The organism is Pseudomonas sp. P8_241, from assembly GCF_034008315.1.
In the GTDB taxonomy this organism is placed as follows: Bacteria; Pseudomonadota; Gammaproteobacteria; order Pseudomonadales; family Pseudomonadaceae; genus Aquipseudomonas.
Window position 1 is genome coordinate 629,179 of sequence record NZ_CP125377.1, and the last position, 22,394, is coordinate 651,572.

The 22,394-nt window shown below is 59.5% G+C and carries 12 protein-coding genes; 4 read left to right on the plus strand and 8 right to left on the minus strand.

Going from position 1 to position 22,394, the window contains the following annotated elements; genetic code table 11:
- Positions 1-187: 187 nt before the first annotated feature.
- Together putA and QMK58_RS02820 are read right to left on the minus strand one after the other, a co-directional pair.
- Entirely contained in the window at positions 188-4,138 is a 3,951-nt protein-coding gene (putA, locus tag QMK58_RS02815) for a trifunctional transcriptional regulator/proline dehydrogenase/L-glutamate gamma-semialdehyde dehydrogenase (protein ID WP_320395843.1), read from the minus strand.
- Between the two features lie 51 nt (positions 4,139-4,189).
- Positions 4,190-4,321 (minus strand): hypothetical protein, encoded by a 132-nt coding sequence (locus QMK58_RS02820; protein ID WP_256220552.1) that lies wholly within the window; start codon positions 4,319-4,321, stop codon positions 4,190-4,192.
- A gap of 278 nt (positions 4,322-4,599) precedes the next feature.
- On the opposite strand from QMK58_RS02820, the gene putP reads away from it, so the two are divergent.
- Entirely contained in the window at positions 4,600-6,084 is a 1,485-nt protein-coding gene (gene putP / locus QMK58_RS02825) for a sodium/proline symporter PutP (RefSeq protein ID WP_320395844.1), read from the plus strand.
- A gap of 94 nt (positions 6,085-6,178) precedes the next feature.
- Here the strand turns inward: putP and QMK58_RS02830 are convergent, their stop codons facing one another.
- The gene (locus QMK58_RS02830; RefSeq protein ID WP_053153517.1) at positions 6,179-6,676 is read right to left on the minus strand and encodes a DUF2165 family protein; all 498 of its coding nucleotides are present in this window, start codon (positions 6,674-6,676) and stop codon (positions 6,179-6,181) included.
- Positions 6,677-6,872: 196 nt separating this feature from the next.
- Here QMK58_RS02830 and QMK58_RS02835 point away from each other — a divergent pair, with 196 nt between their 5' ends.
- Entirely contained in the window at positions 6,873-7,709 is an 837-nt protein-coding gene (locus tag QMK58_RS02835) for a 23S rRNA (adenine(2030)-N(6))-methyltransferase RlmJ (protein WP_053153521.1), read from the plus strand.
- Between the two features lie 105 nt (positions 7,710-7,814).
- On the opposite strand, the gene msrA is transcribed toward QMK58_RS02835, so the two are convergent.
- The 5 genes from msrA to aceE all read right to left on the minus strand — a co-directional run bounded on the left by msrA (position 7,815) and on the right by aceE (position 17,718).
- A complete protein-coding gene (gene msrA / locus QMK58_RS02840; protein ID WP_053153524.1) occupies positions 7,815-8,462 on the minus strand; it encodes a peptide-methionine (S)-S-oxide reductase MsrA in 648 nt (215 codons plus the stop codon).
- A gap of 63 nt (positions 8,463-8,525) precedes the next feature.
- Positions 8,526-11,219, minus strand: a complete 2,694-nt coding sequence (locus tag QMK58_RS02845; RefSeq protein WP_320395845.1) for a putative bifunctional diguanylate cyclase/phosphodiesterase — start codon at positions 11,217-11,219, stop codon at positions 8,526-8,528.
- A gap of 227 nt (positions 11,220-11,446) precedes the next feature.
- Positions 11,447-12,841 carry an alkaline phosphatase D family protein gene (locus QMK58_RS02850; RefSeq protein ID WP_320395846.1) on the minus strand — a complete coding sequence of 465 codons (1,395 nt, stop codon included), beginning with the start codon at positions 12,839-12,841 and terminating at the stop codon, positions 11,447-11,449.
- Positions 12,842-13,114: 273 nt separating this feature from the next.
- Entirely contained in the window at positions 13,115-15,061 is a 1,947-nt protein-coding gene (aceF, locus tag QMK58_RS02855) for a dihydrolipoyllysine-residue acetyltransferase (protein WP_320395847.1), read from the minus strand.
- Positions 15,062-15,072: 11 nt separating this feature from the next.
- Positions 15,073-17,718, minus strand: a complete 2,646-nt coding sequence (gene aceE, locus QMK58_RS02860; protein ID WP_053153536.1) for a pyruvate dehydrogenase (acetyl-transferring), homodimeric type — start codon at positions 17,716-17,718, stop codon at positions 15,073-15,075.
- A gap of 383 nt (positions 17,719-18,101) precedes the next feature.
- On the opposite strand from aceE, the gene glnE reads away from it, so the two are divergent.
- Positions 18,102-21,041, plus strand: a complete 2,940-nt coding sequence (gene glnE, locus QMK58_RS02865; protein WP_320395848.1) for a bifunctional [glutamate--ammonia ligase]-adenylyl-L-tyrosine phosphorylase/[glutamate--ammonia-ligase] adenylyltransferase — start codon at positions 18,102-18,104, stop codon at positions 21,039-21,041.
- Between the two features lie 318 nt (positions 21,042-21,359).
- Positions 21,360-22,394: a lipopolysaccharide heptosyltransferase II gene (gene waaF, locus QMK58_RS02875; RefSeq protein ID WP_320395849.1), complete on the plus strand. Its 1,035-nt coding sequence runs from the start codon at positions 21,360-21,362 to the stop codon at positions 22,392-22,394.

The window sequence follows — 22,394 nt, forward strand, 5'->3', positions numbered from 1 at the left end:
AGGCTGAACAGGATGATTGATGTCGGTGATAAAGGGGCAAAACACCGACCTGTAGGAGTCGGCTTGCTGGCGATGGCGGTGCATCAGACGCACCGTAGTGTATTGATCGCCAGCAAGCCGGCTCCTACAAGGCAAAAAAAATGGGCGCCGATGAGGGCGCCCATTTTTACAGTGACTGCATCGCTATTTAGCCGATGGTCATCAAGCTGGCATTACCACCCGCCGCTGCAGTGTTGACGCTCAATGCACGCTCAATAACCAGTCGCTCCAGCGCAATGTTGGATTCGCCCTGCGACAGGCCCTGAACCCCAACGATCGCACCAGCACGCTTGGCCACCTGCTGGCACACCGCACGCAACTGATCGGAATGGCCGTGATGCAGAACCGCATCAAACACCACTTCATCCTTGTTCCAGTCGGAAACCAGTTTGATGCGCGCCTGAATCTCCTTCGGCAAGCGTGCGAACAAGGCCTTGGTCATGTCAGCTTCCGGCCAGACCGCCGAACCGCCGACAGCCAACACCGCTGCCAGTTGAGTCAGCAAATCGCCTTCGACTTCCGCCAGGCACAGCACGTGTTCACGCGGCAGGATTGCATAGCTGTTGCGCTCGCCGGTCGGGCCAGCCAGCACGCGGGTGATACCGCTTTGCGATTGCGCGGCGAACTGCGCGCACAAAGTGCTCAGGTCGGCGAACTTGTTGCTGTCGGCCCAGGCTTTCAGGGCAGTCAGCGGCTTGCTCATGGCATCGCGCAAGCGCACATCCGGTGCAACCTCGGCATCACCGCGAGCGAAGGATTGTTCGATTGCATCTGTAGGACGCGTCGACAACAGGCGGTACAGGTACAGCGGGCCGCCGGCTTTCGGGCCAGTACCCGACAGGCCTTCGCCACCGAATGGTTGAACGCCGACCACGGCACCCACGATGTTGCGGTTGACGTAGACGTTGCCGGCGTTGACGTTGTCGATCACCTTGGCGATGGTTTCGTCGATGCGGGTGTGCACGCCCAGCGTCAGGCCGTAGCCGGAAGCGTTGATCTGAGCGATCAGTTGATCGATGTCTTTGCGCTTGTAGCGAACCACGTGCAGTACCGGGCCGAAGATCTCCCGTTGCAGTTCGTCGAAGCTTTCCAGTTCGATCAGCGTCGGCATCACGAAGGTGCCGCGTTTGACTTCTTCGGCGTCGGCGATGGCCACCTGGTACACGCTGCGACCTTTGTCGCGCATGGCCTGGATGTGCTTCTCGATGCCGGCCTTGGCTTCGGCGTCGATCACCGGGCCGATGTCCACGGACAGGCGCTCAGGGTTGCCGAGGCGGCTTTCAGCCATGGCGCCTTTGAGCATTTCGATCACGCGGTCAGCGGAATCTTCCTGCAAGCACAGGACGCGCAGGGCCGAGCAACGCTGGCCGGCGCTGTCGAAGGCCGAGGACACCACGTCGATCACAACTTGTTCGGTCAGTGCCGAAGAGTCGACGATCATCGCGTTCTGGCCACCGGTTTCGGCGATCAGCGGGATCGGACGGCCCTGGCTGTCCAGGCGGCCGGCAATGTTGCGTTGCAGCAGGCGAGCGACTTCGGTCGAGCCGGTGAACATCACGCCTTTGACGCGATCATCGCCAACCAGGCCTGCGCCGACGGTTTCGCCACGGCCCGGCAGCAGTTGCAGCACGCCTTCCGGGATGCCGGCTTCGAGCAGCAGGCGCACGGCTTGAGCGGCGACCAGTGGCGTCTGTTCCGCAGGTTTGGCCAATACCGGGTTACCGGCGGCGAGGGCTGCAGCCACTTGACCACTGAAGATCGCCAGCGGGAAGTTCCACGGGCTGATGCACACTACTGGACCCAACGGACGGTGAGCGTCATTGGTGAAATCGTTGCGAGCCTGCACTGCGTAGTAGCGCAGGAAGTCCACGGCTTCACGCACTTCGGCGATGGCGTTGGCGAAGGTCTTGCCGGCTTCACGAGCCAGCAGACCCATCAGCGGCTGGATCTCGGCTTCCATCAAGTCAGCGGCACGTTCCAGGATCGCGGCGCGTTCGGCTGGCGGGGTGGCCTGCCAGATCGGTGCAGCGTTCAGGGCGCACTGGATCGCGTTGTCGACGTCTTCGACGGTCGCTTCCTGCACATGGCCGACCACGTCACGCAGATCGGATGGGTTCAAGACCGGTGCCGGCGCTTCGCTGCTGGAAGCGCAGCCGAGCATCGGCGCGGCTTTCCAGTGGTTGTGCGCGGTGGCGAGCAGGGCGCAGGACAGGGACGCCAAACGATGTTCGTTGGCCATGTCGATGCCGCTGGAGTTGGCGCGTTCCGAACCATACAGGTCACGCGGCAGCGGAATGCGTGGGTGCGGTAGGCCAAAACCACCCTCGACGGTTGCCATTTGCTCGATGCTGGCTACCGGATCGGCTACCAGTTCCTGGATGGAAATCGACTGGTCGGCAATGCGGTTGACGAACGAGGTGTTCGCGCCATTTTCCAGCAGGCGACGTACCAGATACGCCAGCAGGGTTTCGTGGGTGCCGACTGGAGCGTAGACGCGGCACGGACGGTTCAGCTTGCCTTCGGAAACCTTGCCTACAACCTGTTCGTACAGCGGTTCACCCATGCCGTGCAGGCATTGGAACTCGTACTGGCCCGGGTAATAGTTCTGGCCGGCGATGTGGTAAATGGCCGACAGAGTGTGGGCGTTGTGCGTGGCGAACTGCGGGTAGATGACTTCCGGCACCGACAGCAGTTTGCGTGCGCAAGCGATGTAGGAAACGTCGGTGTACACCTTGCGGGTGTAGACCGGGTAGCCTTCCAGGCCTTCGACCTGGGCGCGCTTGATTTCGCTGTCCCAGTACGCGCCTTTCACCAGGCGGATCATCAGGCGATGACGGCTGCGGCGAGCCAGGTCGATCACGTAGTCGATTACGTACGGGCAACGCTTCTGATAAGCCTGGATGACGAAACCGATGCCGTTCCAGCCAGTCAGTTGCGGCTCGAAGCACAGGCGCTCGAGCAGATCCAGCGACAGCTCGAGGCGGTCGGCTTCTTCGGCGTCAATGTTCAGGCCGATGTCGTATTGCTTGGCCAGCAGGGTCAGCGACAACAGGCGCGGGTACAGCTCGTCCATCACGCGCTCGTACTGGGCGCGACTGTAGCGCGGGTGCAGGGCGGACAGTTTGATGGAGATGCCCGGGCCTTCATAAATCCCACGGCCGTGGGACGCTTTGCCGATCGAGTGAATGGCTTGTTCGTACGAAGCCAGGTACTTCTGGGCGTCGTGCTCGGTGAGTGCGGCTTCACCCAGCATGTCGTAGGAATAGCGGAAGCCCTTGGCTTCGAACTTGCTGGCGTTGGCCAACGCTTCGGCGATGGTTTCACCGGTCACGAATTGTTCGCCCATCAGGCGCATGGCCATGTCGACGCCCTTGCGGATCATCGGCTCGCCGCTCTTGCCGATGATGCGGCTCAGGGAGGACGTCAGGCCTGCTTCGTTGTGCGTGGACACCAACTTGCCGGTCAGCAGCAGGCCCCAGGTCGCGGCGTTGACGAACAGCGACGGGCTGTTGCCCAAGTGCGGATGCCAGTTACCGGTGCTGATCTTGTCGCGGATCAGTGCGTCGCGAGTGCCTTTGTCCGGGATGCGCAGCAGCGCTTCGGCCAGGCACATCAGCGCCACGCCTTCCTGGGACGACAGAGAAAACTCCTGCAGCAGGCCTTGAACGATGCCGGCACGGCCGCCAGCGCTCTTCTGGTTGCGCAGTTTTTCGGCAATCGAGGCCGCGAGTTTGTTGGTCGCTTCGGCCATCGGTGCCGGCAGGCGCGCCTGCTCGATCAGCATCGGTACCACTTCCGGCTCAGGGCGACGGTAGGCGGCGGTGATCGATGCGCGCAGGACCGATTGCGGCAGGATGCTTTCGGCGAATTCGAGGAAGCACTGGTGGGCATGATCCAGAGGCGCGTCGACGGAATCGTCGGAATCCTTGGTCAAACCGTTCAGCTCGGACAGGGTTGCACCACCCTCGAGTTTTTCCAGGTAATTGAAGATTGCCTGCTTGATCAGCCAGTGTGGCGTGCGATCAATCGAGGTCGCGGCGGCCTTGAGGCGTTCGCGGGTTGGGTCGTCAAGTTTGACCCCAAGGGTGGTGGTAGCCATGTTTTTATCCTCATGTTTGCCACGACTGCGTGGCATCAGCTGGCGGCAAGATTAGCCGTGCAACTGGCGAGGTGCAACCTGGTGCAACCCTTTTTTTGTCGGAATAATAAGCAGCTCGTCAGGAAATAAATTCTGGTACGTCGGTGCTGCATCTGCTTGGTGCTTTTTAGCTTGGTTGGTCACGGTTCTTGCTCCTAAAAGGAGCAAAAACAAGGGTTTGAAGTTTATTTCCGACTAGGTGCAACTTATTCTCGCGAAACTGGTTGCACCTTATTTGCTTTGTTGAATAGCATTCGCGCCCAAGGTGCAACCGGCAACGAATGCAGGTGCTCCGGCTGATGGCTTTCCTGGGGAAACATCGGTCATAAATGCGCGGCATCCCGGATCGTCTGTCAAACGTCACCGTTTGCGAGCGGTTCACCAGCCGCCGCTACATAAAAACAAAGCCAGGGCGTAACTCAATGAGCGTAAGCAATCCAACCCTGATCACGTTTGTGATCTACATCGCAGCAATGGTGCTGATCGGCTTCATGGCCTATCGCTCCACCAACAACCTTTCCGATTACATTCTGGGCGGCCGTAGCCTGGGCAGCGTCGTGACTGCGCTGTCTGCCGGTGCTTCCGACATGAGCGGCTGGCTGTTGATGGGCCTGCCGGGCGCCATCTACATGTCTGGCCTGTCCGAGAGCTGGATCGCCATCGGCCTGATCGTCGGTGCGTACCTGAACTGGCTGTTCGTTGCCGGCCGTCTGCGCGTGCAGACCGAGCACAACGGCGATGCCCTGACCCTGCCGGACTACTTCTCCAGCCGTTTCGAAGACAAAAGCGGCCTGCTGCGGATCATCTCCGCCGTGGTGATCCTGGTGTTCTTCACCATCTACTGTGCTTCCGGCATTGTGGCTGGCGCCCGTCTGTTCGAGAGCACCTTCGGCATGTCCTACGAGACCGCGCTGTGGGCCGGTGCTGCGGCAACGATTGCCTACACCTTCGTAGGCGGTTTCCTGGCAGTGAGCTGGACCGACACCGTACAAGCCACATTGATGATCTTTGCCCTGCTGCTCACGCCGATCATCGTGCTGCTGGCGACCGGTGGCGTCGACACCACGTTCCTGGCCATCGAAGCGCAAGATCCAGGCAACTTCGACATGCTGAAAAACACCACCTTCATCGGCATCATTTCGCTGATGGGCTGGGGTCTGGGCTACTTCGGCCAACCGCACATCCTAGCGCGATTCATGGCTGCCGATTCTGTTAAATCGATCGCCAACGCCCGTCGCATTTCCATGACCTGGATGATCCTGTGCCTGGGCGGCACCGTCGCTGTAGGTTTCTTCGGTATCGCTTACTTCTCGGCGCACCCTGAGCTGGCCGGTCCTGTGACCGAAAACCACGAGCGTGTGTTCATCGAGTTGGCGAAAATCCTGTTCAACCCATGGATTGCCGGTGTTCTGTTGTCGGCCATTCTGGCTGCAGTGATGAGTACCCTGAGCTGCCAGTTGCTGGTGTGCTCGAGCGCCCTGACCGAAGACTTCTACAAGACCTTCCTGCGTAAAACCGCTTCCCAGGTGGAGCTGGTCTGGGTTGGTCGTGCCATGGTGCTGCTGGTGGCCCTGGTTGCCATCGCCCTGGCGGCCAACCCGGAAAACCGTGTACTGGGCCTGGTGAGCTACGCCTGGGCTGGCTTCGGTGCCGCGTTCGGTCCGGTCGTGCTGATCTCCGTGATCTGGAAAGACATGACCCGCAACGGCGCACTGGCCGGCATCCTGGTCGGCGCGATCACCGTGATCGTGTGGAAACACTTCGAACTGCTGGGTCTGTACGAAATCATCCCTGGTTTCATTTTCGCCAGCCTGGCGATCTACATCGTCAGCAAACTGGGCACGCCGACTGCCGGCATGCTGCAGCGTTTTGATGCTGCCGAGAAAGATTACCGCCTGAACAAGTGATGAGGGTGAGCTAACGCTCTGATCTCTCGCAGAACAAGAAACGGCCCGTCTCCTTATAAGAGCGGGCCGTTTTTTTTGCCTTGAATGCGCGACGTTATGTCGGCAAGTCGGCGTCTGGCTGGTTCAGAAGCAACAGCACCCCAAGTATCGTGATGCAGAACCGGAAGGCTGGCTCCTGGCCATTCCAGTGTTGTGATTGCCACATCAGAAACCATTCGCCACCGATTACCATGAAACCAAAGAACCAGACCAGAAAACCCAGGCTGCAACCGATGATCGCCTGGCGTTTGGCCTGAGTGAATACAGGACCGGTGGCACGGCGTGCGCGCCACAGGTTCAAGCTGCCCCAAGCCAGAAACGTGCAGGTCATTGCTTCGCCCCCAATGATCAGCCAGTAGGCCGCATGCCACGCCCACGGGGTGGTAATGGCCCGATATCCGGCGGTGTTGGAGGGAAAGGTAGTGTCCATACTCAACACATGCTGCACGAATGCGAAGTTCGAGGCGTAATCGGTGACGTTGTTGAAAGTGACCAATAAGGCGAAGGTGGCGAGTGCCAGTGTGAGTAATATTTTTGCATAGCGCATGGTCATGGAATCTCCATCCATTGGATTGTCAGTGAAGTGCTTTCTTCCAATGTTCAGGCAGGACATGGGCTGCAAAATGTAGGTTAAGTTCTATTTTTCGAGGGATTGTTCGTTTGTGGATGTAGCGTTTTTCCGTTTGACCGCCAACCCCTGACTTGCCGGCCGGTAAAAGGTAAACTCCCCGGCCTTCGCAGGAGCAACCATGAATTATCGCCACGCCTTCCATGCCGGCAATCATGCCGATGTGTTCAAACACCTGACCTTGACCCGCCTCATCGCCCTGATGTCGCGCAAGGAGCAGCCGTTTGCCTATCTCGATACCCACGCCGGTATTGGTCTTTATGACCTTCAGGGCGATCAGGCCAACCGTACCGGTGAGTACCTGGAAGGCATCGCGCGGTTGTGGGACCAGCCGGATCTGCCGATCCTGACCGCTGATTACATGCAGGTGCTGCACGAGATGAACCCGGATGGCCAGTTGCGCTATTACCCGGGTTCGCCGGAGCTGGCGCGGCGTCTGACCCGTGCGCAGGACCGCGTGTTGCTCAACGAGAAGCACCCGGAAGACGGCGTGCTGCTCAAGGACAACATGGCCGGTGATCGTCGGGTCAAGGTGCACCTGGGCGAAGGTTGGCATGTGCCGCGTGCCTTGCTGCCAGTGCCGGAGAAGCGGGCGGTGATGTTGATCGATCCGCCATTCGAGAAGCTCGACGAGATGCAGCGTTGTGCCGCGTCGCTGAAAGAGGCAATTGGCCGGATGCGCCAGACGGTGGCGGCGATCTGGTACCCGGTGAAGGATCAACGCGCCTTGCGTCGGTTCTATCAGGATTTGGCGGGTACCGGTGCGCCGAAGTTGTTGCGTGTGGAGTTGCTGGTACATCCGCTGGATACGCCGAACAGCCTTAACGGCTCCGGCCTGGCGATTGCCAATCCGCCGTGGGGGCTGGAGGAGGAATTGCGCGAGCTGCTGCCGTGGTTGTCCGAGAAGCTTGGGCAGACCCAAGGTGGCTGGAAGATGGATTGGTTGATTGCCGAGTAATGCTCGGCCCTGTAGGAGCCGGCTTGCTGGCGATAGCGGCCCAGAGATCTCTGCTGGACCGACTACCGCTTTCGCCAGCAAGCCGGCTCCTACGAGTGATCTGTGTCAGATCGGGCAGGTCACGCCAGTACCGCCAATCCCGCAATAGCCTTCCGGATTCTTCGCCAGGTACTGCTGGTGATACGCCTCGGCGTAGTAGAAGGTCGGGGCTTCGTCGATTTCAGTGCTGATTTCACCCAGGCCGGCTTTGGTCAGTTCGACCTGGAACGCCTCTTTGCTCTTCAGCGCGGCTTCCAGCTGCTCCGGTTTGGTGGCGTAGATCACCGAACGGTACTGGGTGCCAATGTCGTTGCCCTGGCGCATGCCCTGGGTCGGGTTGTGCAGTTCCCAGAACATCTTCAGCAGCTCTTCGTAGCTGACTTTCTCTGGCTCGTAGACCACCAGCACCACTTCGCTGTGGCCGGTCAGGCCTGAGCAGACTTCTTCATAGGTCGGGTTCGGCGTGTAGCCGCCTGCGTAACCCACGGCGCTGCTGTACACGCCTTCACGCTGCCAGAAACGACGTTCCGCGCCCCAGAAACAACCCAGGCCGAAGATGGCGAATTCGACGTTGCCCGGGAACGGGCCCAGTAGAGGGTTTTTGTTGACGAAGTGTTCTTCCGGCACCTTGATTGGGGATTCACGGCCGGGCAGAGCTTGTTCTTTAGTAGGGAGCACGTTTTTGTTCACCAGAATTTCCGAGCGCAGAACCATGATCAGTCCTCTCAGTCAGGATAATTAGACAGACAAGCAGTTTGCCCGAGAGTTGGATCGCTGTCAGGCGATTGGGCCGCGCGGATAGCGTTTGAGCTTTTCGATCAGCTCATTGCCCGGGATCGGACGGTCGAACAGATAACCCTGGCCGACGTCGCAGCGGTGACGGCGCAGGAACGACAACTGTTCAGCAGTTTCGACGCCTTCAGCCACGACCTTGAGCTTCAGGTTGTGGGCCATGGCGATCACCGCGGAGGTGATTTCCATGTCGTCCTGGTTGTCCGGGATTTCGTGGATGAAGCTTCTATCAATCTTGATGATGTCGATGGGGAATTTTTTCAAGTAGCTGAGCGACGAGTAACCGGTGCCAAAGTCGTCCATGGCCAGCGTCAGGCCCAGGCGCTTCAACTGATCGAGCTGCAAGTGCGTGTCTTCGGTGGCCTCCAGCAGCAGGCCTTCGGTCAGCTCCAACTCCAGCAGGTGAGCGGGCAGGGCTTCTTCCTTGAGGATGTTGGCGATAGATGCCACCAGATCCGGGTCGGAGAACTGCTTGGGCGACAGGTTGATTGCCACCTGCAAGTTGCCCAGGCCGGCAGCGGCCAGGGCTTTGCTCATGCGGCAGGCCTGACGGGCGATCCATTTGCCGATCGGAATGATCAGGCCGGTTTCTTCGGCCACGCTGATGAACTGGTCCGGGCGGATCATGCCTTTTTCCGGATGGTCCCAGCGCAGCAGCGCTTCCATCCCCAACAGGCGACCGCTGCGCAGGCACAGCTTGGGTTGGTAAAACACGTCGAGTTCGTTTTGGGTCAGAGCGCGGCGCAGATTGTTTTCGACGAACAACTTGTAGCTCGCCTCGGCGTTCAACGCTTCGGTGAACACCTGCACCTGATGTTTGCCGTTGGCCTTGGCTTTATGCAACGCCAAGCCGGCGTTGCGCATCAATGTTTGCGGGTCGCGCCCGTGCAGCGGGGCGCAGGCCAGGCCGACGGAGCCGGTGACGCTGATCAACTGGTTGTCGACGAACATCGGCTTGTCGAGGGTCGCCAGCAATTGGTTGGCCACTTGCTGGCCCACTGAAAGATCGCTGTTATCGAGCAATACGGCGAATTCGTTACTGGCAAAGCGCGCCAGGCTGCCGCTGGGGATCAAGCTGTTGCGCAGGCGTCGGGCCAGGCTGATCAGCAGTTTGTCGCCGGTCTGGTGGCCGAGGCTGTCGTTGATCCGCTTGAAGTTGTCGATGTCCACCAGCAACAGGCTGACCGGCGCATCGCTGTCCCGGGCAAAGCGTTCATCGAGGTTGCGGATAAACGCCGGACGATTGCCGAGGTTGGTCAGGTTATCGGTGTAGGCCAGGCGCTCGATGCGTTGCTGAGCGAGCTTGGTTTGCGTGATGTCTTCGTAGATGCCGATGTAATGGGTCAGTTCGCGGTTGTCGCCGTAGACCTTGGAGATCGACAACTGGCCCCAGTAGGGTTCGAGGTTCTTGCGGCGGCTTTTGAATTCGCCTTGCCAGCTGTTGCTCTTGGCCAGCGCTGAAGGCGCATCGAACAGCAATTCACTGAGATTTTCCAGGGCCGGTAGTTCTGACAGCCGCTGACCGTGGACTTCTTCGGTGCTGTACTGGGTGATCGCGGTGAAGCTCGGGTTGACGTACTCGACAACGCCATCGCAATTGACCAGCAGAAAGGCGTTGGCGCTTTGCTCGACCGCTCGCTGGAACAGGTGCAAGGCGCTGGTCGCGGTGCGTCGATTGTGGTTGCTGATGACCTGGGCAAACTGATCCGCCAGTTCGCCGGCAAAGGCGATTTCATCGGACTGCCAGGCGCGGGTCGCACCGGTCTGTTCCAGGCACAGCACGCCCACCACTTGGCCGTCGACGCGAATACTGGCGTCGAGCATCGCATTGACGTCGCGCGGGCGCAGGCGTTCGGCCATTTCCCGGGTGCGCGGGTCGCGCATGGCGTTGTGCGCGTCGATGGCGCGACCGGTGTGCAAGGCGTCTAGGTAGTCGGGGAACACGCTGATATCGATCGACTCCGGCAGCACATATTCCTGAGTCGTGCGGTGATAGGCCGAGATCGGCACCAGCTGCGAGCCTTCGAGGTGCCACAGGCTGGCGCAATCGATTTCGTAGATGTCACAGGCGCTGCGGGTGATCAGTTCGGCGGCTTCTTGCAGGGATTTGTTACTGGTATAGCGTTGGCGGGTCAGCAACAGGATGAGATCCTGCTGGGCGCGCGCACGATCCAGGTGCAGCAGTTGCTCCTGTTGCGTCCGTTGATTGAGCTCAAGGGCGATTTGCAGGCGCGAGTTCTGGGTTTCAAGGTCCAGGGCTGGTTGCAGGGGGGAATCTTCGAACACCCCGTCGATGACCAGCAGGTAGCCACGCAACAAATGTCGATTGTGTTGTTTAAAGGCTTCGCCCATTTCCAGCAGGTTCAGGGAGCCGGAGGCGGTGTGCAGGGTGTAGCGGATCAGATAATGCGTGCCTTCGCTCAGTTGATGCTGGACCGCGTCATGTAACTGATAGCGTGCTTCGGGTTCCATCAGGCTGGCGTAGGGCGAGCCGACCAGCGCACAAAGCTCCATGGCCGGCAGACCGAACTGGCGCTCGCAATTGGGGTCGAGAAACAGCAGCGCCCAGCTCGGTTCATTAAGCCGTTCGAAACGCAGCATGCCGAGCCGCGAGGGCACAGGCAACTGCGTCACTACCTCGGCCACCATACGGCTGGCGGCATCGGGTTGGCTTTTCATGGAGGGAAACTCGCTTCGAAATTGCTGAACGCGCCGGGCTCTCGCCCTCTTTACTGTTGCCAGCGGCAAGGTTGCATCATTGCAGCACCGACTGACAAGAGTGATGGAGGCCAAGTGCTATAAGAATATGTCGGCAGGCGAAAAGATTTCTGCAGTTTGCGGCAAAAGTATTGCTATTGATCAGGTCGAAGCCTTGGCGCCGTATCGAAAGCTGCGATTTTTTGCCATTAACGCAAATCAATGTCTGTCGATTGCAGTAATTTGCCCTCCTGATCGTGGTAATTGACCTGAATGCGTTCTGCATCGATGACCAGGTGTGCGAAGTTATCCTGACTGATGACTTTGCCCGTCAATTCTTGCCGATATTCGCCTGCGTCGTTCCGTACCAGCGGTTGGTCGAGGATAAAGCTGGATCGACGGGCGTGGGGCAGCAGTCTGGAGTTGCACAATGGCGACGACACGATGGTGTGTACCTCGAAGTCCGGGTCTTCGCTGTGGGTCAGTCGACTGGTCAGGGAGCCGTGGACGTCACCGGAAACGAAAATGACATTTTTCAGCCGGTGCGAACGAATGGTTTCAAGCAACCGCAGCCGTTGTCCGGGAAAGCCGGCCCAGGCGTCATCTCCATCTTGTTTGGCGTCAGGAAAGAACATCACGCTGGTTACTATCATCTTGACCCGAGCAGGGCTGCTGATCAGCCATTGGCACAAGGCATTTTCCTGCTCCACATCAAGGATGCGTCGATCATCGGCGGACAGATTACGTCGGGAACGACTATCGGTGACGAACCATTCGATATCGCCATCGGTGAATTGGTACCAATAGTGCTTCGGATTTCGGCTGATTCGGCCATCGTGAAGTATTTCAAATGCCGGGCTGTGACTGGCTTGATATAACTCGTAAGCGGTGATGGCGTTTGTATATAGAATGTTATCGCTTGGCCTTTTATTTTTCGGCCAGTTGTCTTCGATTTCATGATCGTCGAGGATCATGTAAGTCGATACATTGGCCATTAATCGGGAGATATTCGGCTGGGAGAAAGCTGCACGGTATTTTGCCAGGATTTGCTGAAACTCTCGGTCGGGCGCGAAAAAATTCAAGTCATCGACATAGATCTGATCGCCAGTCATCAACATCGCGCTGACCGGCGGCTCGGCTTGCTGTGCCATTTGTGTAATCGAGGCAAATATCCGGTCGCCCAGATGTGGCGCCGAGGGGATGCCGGCGGTCATACGCAAGTAACGACATGAGCCGACGAAATAGGCTCGAGGTGTGCCGGCCGAGCCAGACCGGGTGCGCAGGCGATAAAGTTCCTGCGGCCATTGCAGCGGCAATTCGTGCACCGATTTTACTGTGTGCTCGACATTCGTGGTGTTGAACCAGCCGGCTTGATACTCATAGTCGGTATCGTGACCAAGACCGCGGATTACAATGACATCAGACATATCTCGCGTCGCATCAAGTTTGGCGAATATCCCTTTTGACCATCTCTCCTCGCCGCGTACGCGGTAACGAATGCCTGCAAACGTCAATGCACTTTCATGTAACTTGCCACGCAGAAAAACTCGTGCCTCGTCAGTAGTTATGTGGCCAAGAATTGGGCCGACGGTGGGTTTTAGCATGTTCGCGTCCATTCGATTTCAACGAAATAAATAAAAGGTGTTTTTGGGTGTTCAATAACTTTGAAACTAGGATTACTTATTGGACATGAAAAAATACCTGGTCGAAATGGATTCGACTTGTAGCCCATATCAGCCACAAATGTAGGAACATACTTTTAATCGTTAAATTTCAGGCAAAAAAAGCCCCGCCAAATTGGCAGGGTTGAGGTACGAGCGTGGCGCTCGGAAACTTGAAATGCGAGCGGCCCTCCTGTGAAGGAGGGCCGCTCGGTATTACAGAAGCATGGTGCGGATATCGCCCAGCAGATCGCTCAGGCGCTTGGTGAAGCGTGCAGCAGCGGCGCCGTTGATCACACGGTGATCGTAGGACAGCGACAGCGGCAGCATCAGTTTCGGCTGGAAGGCTTTGCCGTCCCAGACTGGCTGGATGGTTGCCTTGGAAACACCGAGGATCGCCACTTCCGGCGCGTTGACGATCGGCGTGAAGCCGGTGCCGCCAATGTGGCCGAGGCTGGAAATGGTGAAGCAAGCACCTTGCATCTCGTCGGAGGAGAGCTTCTTGGTCCGGGCTTTTTCAGCCAGGGAAGCAGCTTCGGCGGCCAGTTGCAGCAGGCTCTTCTGATCGACGTTCTTGATGACTGGTACCAGCAGGCCATCCGGGGTGTCGACGGCGAAGCCGATGTTCACGTATTTCTTGCGGATGATCGCTTTGCCGCTTGGCGCCAGCGAACTGTTGAAGTCCGGCAGTTCCTTGAGCAGGTGCGCGCAGGTCTTGAGCAGCAACGGCAGGATGGTCAGCTTGACGCCGGCCTTCTCTGCAACGGCTTTCTGGGCAACACGGAACGCTTCGAGTTCGGTGATATCCGCCGAGTCGAATTGTGTCACGTGCGGCACGTTCAGCCAGCTGCGGTGCAGGTTGGCGGCGCCGACCTGCATCAGGCGGGTCATCGGCACTTCTTCGATTTCACCGAAGCGGCTGAAGTCTACGACCGGAATCGGCGGGATGCCCGCGCCACCGGTTGCGCCAGCAGCAGCGGCTGGTGCTTCCTTGGCCTTCTGCATCATGGCTTTGACGTAGACCTGCACGTCTTCCTTCAGGATGCGACCGTGCGGACCGCTGGCGCCAACGGCACTCAGCTCGACGCCGAATTCACGGGCCAGTTGACGCACGGCAGGGCCGGCGTGAACTTTTGCACCAGGCTTGGCTGGCGCGGCGACCGGGGCAGCAGGTGCAGCGGCGGCCGGAGCAGCCGCGGCTGGAGTCGGTGCGCTTGGAGCGGCAGCGGCAGGTGCCGGAGCAGCAGCCGGCGCAGCGCCTTTGACTTTCAGCTTGAGGATCAGGTCGCCGGTACCGACTTCGTCATCGAGCTTGATGGAAACACTTTCCACCACGCCAGCGGCTGGCGATGGGATTTCCATGCTCGCCTTGTCGGATTCCAGGGTGATCAGCGACTGGTCGGCGGCAACGGTGTCGCCAGCCTTGACCAGTACTTCGATGATCTTGGCCTTGCCCGCCGAACCGATGTCCGGCACGTGGATGTCCTGAACGCTGTCAGCCACCGGAGCAGCCGGAGCTGCTGCAGGAGCAGGCGCAGCGGCGGCAGCTGGAGCGGCAGCCTGGGCCGGAGCAGCAGTCGGTGCCGCAGCACCCGCCACTTCCAGGTCCAGAATCAGGTCGCCGGTGCCGACTTCGTCGTTGAGCTTGACGTTGATGGCCTTGACCACGCCAGCGGCGGGCGACGGGATTTCCATGCTCGCCTTGTCGGACTCCAGGGTGATCAGCGACTGATCAGCCGCGACAGTGTCGCCGACCTTGACCTGGATCTCGATGATCTGGGCCTTGCCCGACGAACCGATGTCCGGCACGTGCACTTGCTGAACGCTGGCGGCAGCCGGTGCAGCAGCAGGAGCAGCGGCGGCAGGCGCAGCAGCCGGTTGGGCTTCAGCCTTGGCCGCTGGGGCAGCCGCAGGGGCCGCAGCAGCGGCACCTTCGACTTCCAGCTCAAGCAGCTCGTCGCCTTCTTTCAGGCGATCGCCCAGCTTCACTTTCAGGCTCTTGATGATACCGGCCTTCGGCGCAGGCACTTCCATGCTCGCCTTGTCCGATTCAAGCGTCAGGATGCTCTGGTCGGCTTCGATACGGTCGCCGACCTTCACAAACAGTTCAATTACTTCACCTTCACCGCTGCCGATGTCAGGTACGCGAATGAGTTCGCTCACAGAATCTCTCCTCAGCAGTCCAGTGGGTTGCGTTTTTCCGGGTTGATACCGAACTTGGTGATGGCTTCAGCCACAACCTTGGGTTCGATGTCACCACGGTCAGCCAATGCTTCCAGGGCTGCCAACACCACGAAATGACGGTCGACTTCGAAGAAATGACGCAGTTTCTTGCGGCTGTCGCTGCGGCCGAAACCGTCGGTGCCCAGGACTTTGAATTCCTTGACCGGTACCCACTGACGGATCTGCTCGGCGAACAGTTTCATGTAGTCGGTAGACGCGATGACCGGACCTTTACGGCCGTTCAGGCACTCTTCGACGTAGCTCAGTTTAGGCTTCTGGCCCGGGTGCAGACGGTTGGTGCGCTCAACGGCCAGGCCGTCGCGACGCAGTTCGTTGAAGCTGGTAACGCTCCACACGTCAGCACCAACGTTGAACTCTTCACGCAGGATCTTCGCTGCTTCACGGACTTCACGCAGGATGGTGCCGGAGCCCATCAGCTGAACGTGGTGCGCCGCTTCGCGGTTGTCTTCCTCGAGCAGGTACATGCCTTTCTTGATGCCTTCTTCGGCACCGGCCGGCATGGCTGGCTGCTGGTAGGACTCGTTCATCACGGTGATGTAGTAGAAGACGTCCTGTTGCTCTTCGGTCATCTTCTTCATGCCGTCCTGAATGATCACCGCCAGCTCGTAGCCGTAGGTTGGATCGTAGGTGCGGCAGTTCGGGATGGTCGAGGCCAGCAGGTGGCTGTGACCGTCTTCGTGTTGCAGGCCTTCACCGTTCAGGGTGGTACGGCCGGCGGTGCCGCCGATCAGGAAACCACGGGTACGGCTGTCGCCAGCGGCCCAGGCCAGGTCGCCGATACGCTGGAAACCGAACATCGAGTAGAAGATGTAGAACGGCAGCATCGGCTGGTTGTGGCTGGAGTACGAAGTACCGGCGGCGATGAAGGAGCTCATGGCGCCCGCTTCGTTGATGCCTTCTTCGAGGATCTGGCCCTTCTGGTCTTCCTTGTAGAACATCACCTGGTCTTTATCGACTGGCTCGTAGAGCTGACCGACGGACGAGTAGATGCCCAACTGACGGAACATGCCTTCCATACCGAAGGTACGGGCTTCGTCCGGGATGATCGGAACGATGCGCGGACCGATTTCCTTGTCCTTGACCAGTTGCGCGAGGATGCGCACAAACGCCATGGTGGTGGAAATTTCACGGTCGCCCGAGCCGTCCAGGATCGCCTTGAGGGTGTCCAGTGGCGGGGTCGGAATGTTGAAGCTTTGCGCGCGGCGCTGTGGCACGAAACCGCCCAGTGCGGAACGGCGCTCGCTCAGGTAACGGGCTTCGGCGCTGCCTTCTTCCGGTTTGAAGAACGGCAGATTTTCGAGTTCGTCGTCTTTGACCGGGATGTCGAAACGATCGCGGAACAACTTCAGGCTTTCGACATCGACCTTCTTGGTGTTGTGCGCAGTGTTTTTCGCTTCGCCGGCACCGGTGCCATAACCTTTGATGGTCTTGGCCAGGATGACGGTCGGTTGTTCTTTGTGGTTGACCGCTTCGTGGTACGCCGCATAGACCTTGTACGGGTCGTGGCCGCCACGGTTGAGTTTCCAGATCTCGTCGTCGGACAGGTCTTCAACCATGGCCTTGAGTTCAGGCGTGTTGAAGAAGTGTTCACGTACGAACGCGCCGTCTTTGGCTTTGTAGTTCTGGTACTCGCCGTCGATGACTTCGTCCATGCGACGTTGCAGGATGCCGTCGACGTCCTTGGCAAGCAGTGGGTCCCAGAAACGGCCCCAGATGACTTTGGTCACGTTCCACTGAGCGCCGCGGAACACGCCTTCGAGTTCCTGGATGATCTTGCCGTTGCCGCGAACCGGGCCGTCGAGGCGCTGCAGGTTGCAGTTGATGACGAAGATCAGGTTGTCCAGCTTCTCGCGGCCGGCCAGGGAGATCGCACCCAGGGATTCCGGCTCGTCGCACTCGCCGTCGCCCAGGAAGCACCAGACTTTCTGTTTGCCCGGCTGGATGAAACCGCGGTGTTCCAGGTACTTCATGAAGCGTGCCTGGTAGATCGCCTGGATCGGGCCCAGACCCATCGATACGGTCGGGAACTGCCAGAAGTCAGGCATCAGCCAAGGGTGCGGATAGGACGACAGGCCTTGACCGTCGACTTCCTGGCGGAAGTTGTTCATCTGGTCTTCGGTGATGCGGCCTTCCATGAATGCGCGGGCGTAAACGCCTGGCGAGGTGTGGCCCTGGAAGTAGATCAGGTCACCGCCGTGTTCGTCGGTCGGGGCCTGGAAGAAATAGTTGAAGCCGATGTCATACAGGGTCGCACTGGAAGCGAAGCTGGAGATGTGACCGCCGAGGTCGGAATCTTTCAGGTTCGTACGCATTACCATGGCCATCGCGTTCCAGCGTACCAGCGAGCGAATGCGGCGTTCCATGAACAGGTCGCCAGGCATGCGTGCTTCGTGGGTTACCGGGATGGTGTTGCGGTAAGGCGTGGTGATGGCGTAAGGCAACTGCGAACCGCTGCGGGTCGCGAGTTCACCCATACGGGTCATCAGATAGTGAGCACGGTCTTCGCCTTCTTTGTCGAGAACCGATTCCAGGGCGTCCAGCCATTCCTGGGTTTCGACGGGATCGAGGTCTTGCATGGCTTGCTCCAGGGCGGAAAGGCTACCAGAATCGGTTGCCTGAGTTAGCGACTGGCCTTGTGGGCAGACGTTTTGAATTCTTGGATTGCCGACAGGTTGTTCCGGCGGCGTGTAGTTTTACTACAAATCTTCCGGCATTTCAGCCTTGGTAATGTATATACGAGTAGTAAAACTACAGATGAGCGGCTTGTGGCCCCCGGCTGCGTTGTGAGAATAATCGTTAAGGTTGGTCTTTTTCCAACTCGAATAGGTGAAAGCTTGATGCTGGCTGCCAAAATAATAGAAATTTCAGCTATTTCTAACTTTTGTTCGACACTCCTTCAGGTAGTGGGTTTTCGAAATCCACTACATGCAGCCCGATGCACGCCGATCAAGGATAGACCATGAGCCTCCCTTCGCTTGCCGAACTGCCCGGCATTCTCCTGCCGTTTGTCACCCGTGCCGAACAGTCGTTTCGCGCTGCCGTCGCCGCGCTCGATGATGACCATGGATTGTCCGCCTGGACGCCGGAGCGCTGGGCGCAATTTGCCCGAGTGACGGCCGCCAGTGACTTCGTCACTGAGCAGAGCGTGCGCGATCCCTTGATGCTGCTGATGCTGGTTCAGTCTGGCGAACTGGATCGCAGTTTTGCCCCCGGCGAATTGTGCGCACAGATTGCCGCCGCCGCGGGCATCGCCGAGACCGATGACCAGCTCGGCCGTGCGTTGCGGCGCCAGCGTGCGCGCCATCAAGTGCGGATCATCTGGCGCGATCTGACCCGTCAGGCCGACCTCGTGCAGACCTGCCGCGACCTGTCGGATATGGCTGACGCGAGCATCGATCAGGCCTATCAATGGTTGTACTCACGTCATTGTCAGCAGTTCGGCGTGCCGACCGGCCGGCGCAGCGGCGAACCGCAGCAGATGGTTGTCCTCGGCATGGGCAAGCTCGGTGCGGTGGAGCTGAATCTGTCGTCGGACATCGATTTGATTTTTGCCTACCCTGAGGGCGGCGAAACCGTTGGCGTAAAGCGTCCACTGGATAACCAGGAATTCTTCATCCGTCTCGGCCAGCGTCTGATCAAGGCGCTGGACCCGATGACCGTCGACGGTTTTGTCTTCCGCGTCGACATGCGTTTGCGCCCCTATGGCTCGTCGGGTGCGTTGGTGCTGAGCTTCAACGCGCTGGAGCAGTATTACCAGGACCAGGGGCGCGACTGGGAGCGCTACGCGATGATCAAGTCGCGGGTGGTGGCCGGCGACCAGGTGGCCGGCGCGCAACTGCAAGAGATGCTGCGACCCTTCGTTTATCGTCGTTACCTGGACTTCTCGGCCATCGAAGCGTTGCGCACCATGAAGCAGCTGATCCAGCAGGAGGTGCGGCGCAAAGGCATGGCCGACAACATCAAGCTGGGTTCCGGCGGCATCCGTGAAGTGGAGTTCATCGCCCAGGCGTTCCAGCTGATTCACGGCGGCCGCGACTTGAGTCTGCAGCAGCGTCCTCTATTAAAAGTCCTGAACACGCTGGAAGGTCAGGGCTATCTGCCGCCGGCGGTCATCAGCGAGCTGCGCGAAGGCTATGAATTCCTGCGTTACACCGAACACGCGATTCAGGCGATCGCCGACCGCCAGACCCAAATGCTGCCGGACGTTGCCCAGGATCAGGCGCGTATCGCGTTCATGCTCGGTTTCCCCGACTGGGAAGCCTTCCACGAACAACTGATGTTCTGGCGTGGTCGCGTGGCCTGGCACTTCGCTCAGGTGATCGCCGATCCCGACGAGGAGGAAGGCGCCGAAAGCGAAGTGGTGGTTGGCGGAGAATGGTTGCCGTTGTGGGAAGAAGCCCAGGATGAAGAGGCCGCTTGCCGTCAGCTGGAAGAGGGCGGTTTCGCCGATGCTCCGAAGGCGCTTAAGGCGTTGGCCAGTCTGCGCGGCAGTCCGCAATTGCGAGCCATGCAGCGACTGGGGCGTGAGCGTCTCGATGCCTTTATTCCACGCTTGCTTGCACAGGCTGTGGAGCACGCCAACCCGGATCTGGTGTTGGAGCGGGTGCTGCCACTGGTAGAGGCCGTAGCGCGCCGCTCCGCGTATCTGGTGCTGCTGACCGAGAACCCCGGTGCGTTGCGACGCTTGCTGACCTTGTGCGCCGCAAGCCCGTGGATCGCCGAGCAGATCACCCGCTTCCCGCTGTTGCTCGACGAGTTGCTCAACGAAGGCCGATTGTTCAAGCCACCCTTGGCGCCGGAACTGGCCGCCGAATTGCGCGAGCGTTTGACGCGCATTCCCGAAGACGACCTCGAACAGCAAATGGAAGCCCTGCGTCATTTCAAGTTGGCGCATCGCCTGCGGGTCGCCGCTTCGGAAATCGCCGGCAGCCTGCCGCTGATGAAAGTCAGCGATTACCTGACCTGGCTCGCCGAAGCGATCCTCGAACAAGTGCTGGCCCTGGCCTGGCGGCAAACGGTGGCCAAATACGGTTCGCCACTGCGCCCCGACGGGACCGTGTGCGATCCGGGCTTCATCATTGTCGGTTATGGGAAAGTCGGCGGCCTGGAACTCGGCCATGGCTCGGACCTGGATCTGGTGTTCATCCACGATGGTGATCCGCAGGCGGAAACCGACGGCCCCAAACCTATTGATGGCGCACAATTCTTCACCCGTCTGGGGCAACGCATCATCCACTTGCTGACGGCGCAGACCAACTCCGGCCAGTTGTATGAAGTGGACATGCGCCTGCGACCGTCCGGGGCCTCGGGTTTGCTGGTCAGTTCGTTGGGGGCTTTTGCCCGCTATCAAGAAAATGAAGCCTGGACCTGGGAGCATCAGGCATTGGTGCGCGCGCGAGTGTTGGTGGGCAGTCAGGATGTCGGCCAGGCTTTTGAAAAAGTCCGTGCCGCGATCCTGGGCAAAGCCCGTGACTTGCCGACCCTGCGCCAGGAGGTCAGCGAGATGCGCGCCAAGATGCGCGAGAACCTCGGCAGCAAGGGTACCGCCGCCGGAACCGGGCCGAACGCCTTCGAGGCCGCAGCGCCCTTTGACCTCAAGCAGGACGCCGGAGGTATCGTCGATATTGAATTTATGGTGCAATACGCGACCCTGGCGTGGTCGCAAACGCACCCGCCATTGCTGCGCTGGACCGATAACATCCGCATTCTGGAAGAGCTGGAGCACGAAGGGTTGATGCCCGTCGAAGATGCCAGCCTGCTGCGTGAGGCCTATAAAGCTTACCGCTCTGCCGCGCACCGGCAGGCGTTGCAGAAGGATGCCGGGGTCATACCGGGCGATCAGTTCGCGGACGAAAGGCGTCAGGTCATGCGGATCTGGCGTGAGCTGGGGCTAAGCTGAAACGGGATATTTGATACGCCACTATCCCCTGTAGGAGCGAGCTTGCTCGCGATGTTCGTTAACGATAACGCGGCGAGCCTGACGCCCCGCGACGTTCTCAGGTGCATCGCGAGTATGCTCGCTCCTACAGGAGTAGATCGGCAGTGTTGCGCAGATCGAGTTGCACCCATACCCATGTAGGAGCGGGCTTGCTCGCGATAGCGGAGTGACAGTCGACAGCAATGTTGAAGGTGATGACCCATCGCAAGCCGCCATGCTTCCACAGAGATTCTCGAGGCGGGGAGGCGTAGGCCTCCCCGGTTCGTTTATGGAAACCACATGAAAATTCTGATCGTTGGGCCCAGTTGGGTCGGTGACATGGTGATGGCGCAGACACTGTTTCAGTGTCTCAAACAACGCCACCCGCAGTGCGAAATCGACGTGCTGGCCCCCGAGTGGAGCCGGCCGATTCTTGAGCGCATGCCCGAAGTTCGCCAGGCCTTGAGCTTCCCGCTCGGTCACGGCGCACTGGAGTTGGCGACCCGTCGGCGCATCGGCAAATCCCTGGCTGGGCAATACGACCAGGCAATCCTGTTGCCCAACTCCCTGAAGTCGGCTCTGGTGCCGTTCTTTGCTGGCATCCCGAAACGCACCGGCTGGCGTGGCGAGTTTCGCTACGGGCTGCTTAATGATGTGCGCACGCTGGACAAAGACCGTTATCCGCTGATGATCGAGCGCTTCATGGCGCTCGCGTACGAGCCGGGCGTCGACTTGCCGCAACCGTACCCGCGCCCGATGTTGCAGATCGATCCGGTCACCCGTGAAGCGGCACTGGCCAAGTTCGGCCTGGTCCTTGATCGTCCGGTGTTGGCGCTGTGCCCCGGTGCCGAGTTCGGCGAATCCAAGCGCTGGCCGTCGGAGCATTACGCGAAAGTGGCTGAAGCGAAAATCCGCGAGGGCTGGCAAGTCTGGCTGTTCGGTTCGAAAAACGACCATGCCGTGGGCGAAGACATCCGCGCTCGGCTGATTCCCGGTCTGCGTGAAGAGTCGGTCAACCTCAGCGGCGGCACCTCGCTGGCCGAAGCCATCGATCTGCTGTCCTGCGCCGATTCGGTGGTGTCCAACGACTCCGGCCTGATGCACGTCGCTGCTGCGCTGAATCGCCCATTGGTGGCGGTTTACGGCTCGACGTCGCCCGGCTTCACGCCGCCTTTGGCCGAGCACGTCGAGATCGTGCGTCTGGGCATCGAATGCAGCCCTTGCTTTGATCGCACCTGCCGTTTTGGCCATTACAACTGCTTGCGCCAGCTCATGCCGCAAGTGGTGAACGATGCTTTGCAGCGGTTGCAGGGCACTGTGGTCGAGGTCAAATAG

Coding starts and splice junctions, on each gene's coding strand:
- QMK58_RS02830 (WP_053153517.1), bottom strand. CDS start 6,676: ATGACCATGCGCTATGCAAAAATATTACTCACACTGGCACTCGCCACC.
- QMK58_RS02835 (WP_053153521.1), top strand. CDS start 6,873: ATGAATTATCGCCACGCCTTCCATGCCGGCAATCATGCCGATGTGTTC.
- putP (WP_320395844.1), top strand. CDS start 4,600: ATGAGCGTAAGCAATCCAACCCTGATCACGTTTGTGATCTACATCGCA.
- waaF (WP_320395849.1), top strand. CDS start 21,360: ATGAAAATTCTGATCGTTGGGCCCAGTTGGGTCGGTGACATGGTGATG.
- msrA (WP_053153524.1), bottom strand. CDS start 8,462: ATGGTTCTGCGCTCGGAAATTCTGGTGAACAAAAACGTGCTCCCTACT.
- putA (WP_320395843.1), bottom strand. CDS start 4,138: ATGGCTACCACCACCCTTGGGGTCAAACTTGACGACCCAACCCGCGAA.
- QMK58_RS02845 (WP_320395845.1), bottom strand. CDS start 11,219: ATGAAAAGCCAACCCGATGCCGCCAGCCGTATGGTGGCCGAGGTAGTG.
- QMK58_RS02850 (WP_320395846.1), bottom strand. CDS start 12,841: ATGCTAAAACCCACCGTCGGCCCAATTCTTGGCCACATAACTACTGAC.
- glnE (WP_320395848.1), top strand. CDS start 18,102: ATGAGCCTCCCTTCGCTTGCCGAACTGCCCGGCATTCTCCTGCCGTTT.
- aceE (WP_053153536.1), bottom strand. CDS start 17,718: ATGCAAGACCTCGATCCCGTCGAAACCCAGGAATGGCTGGACGCCCTG.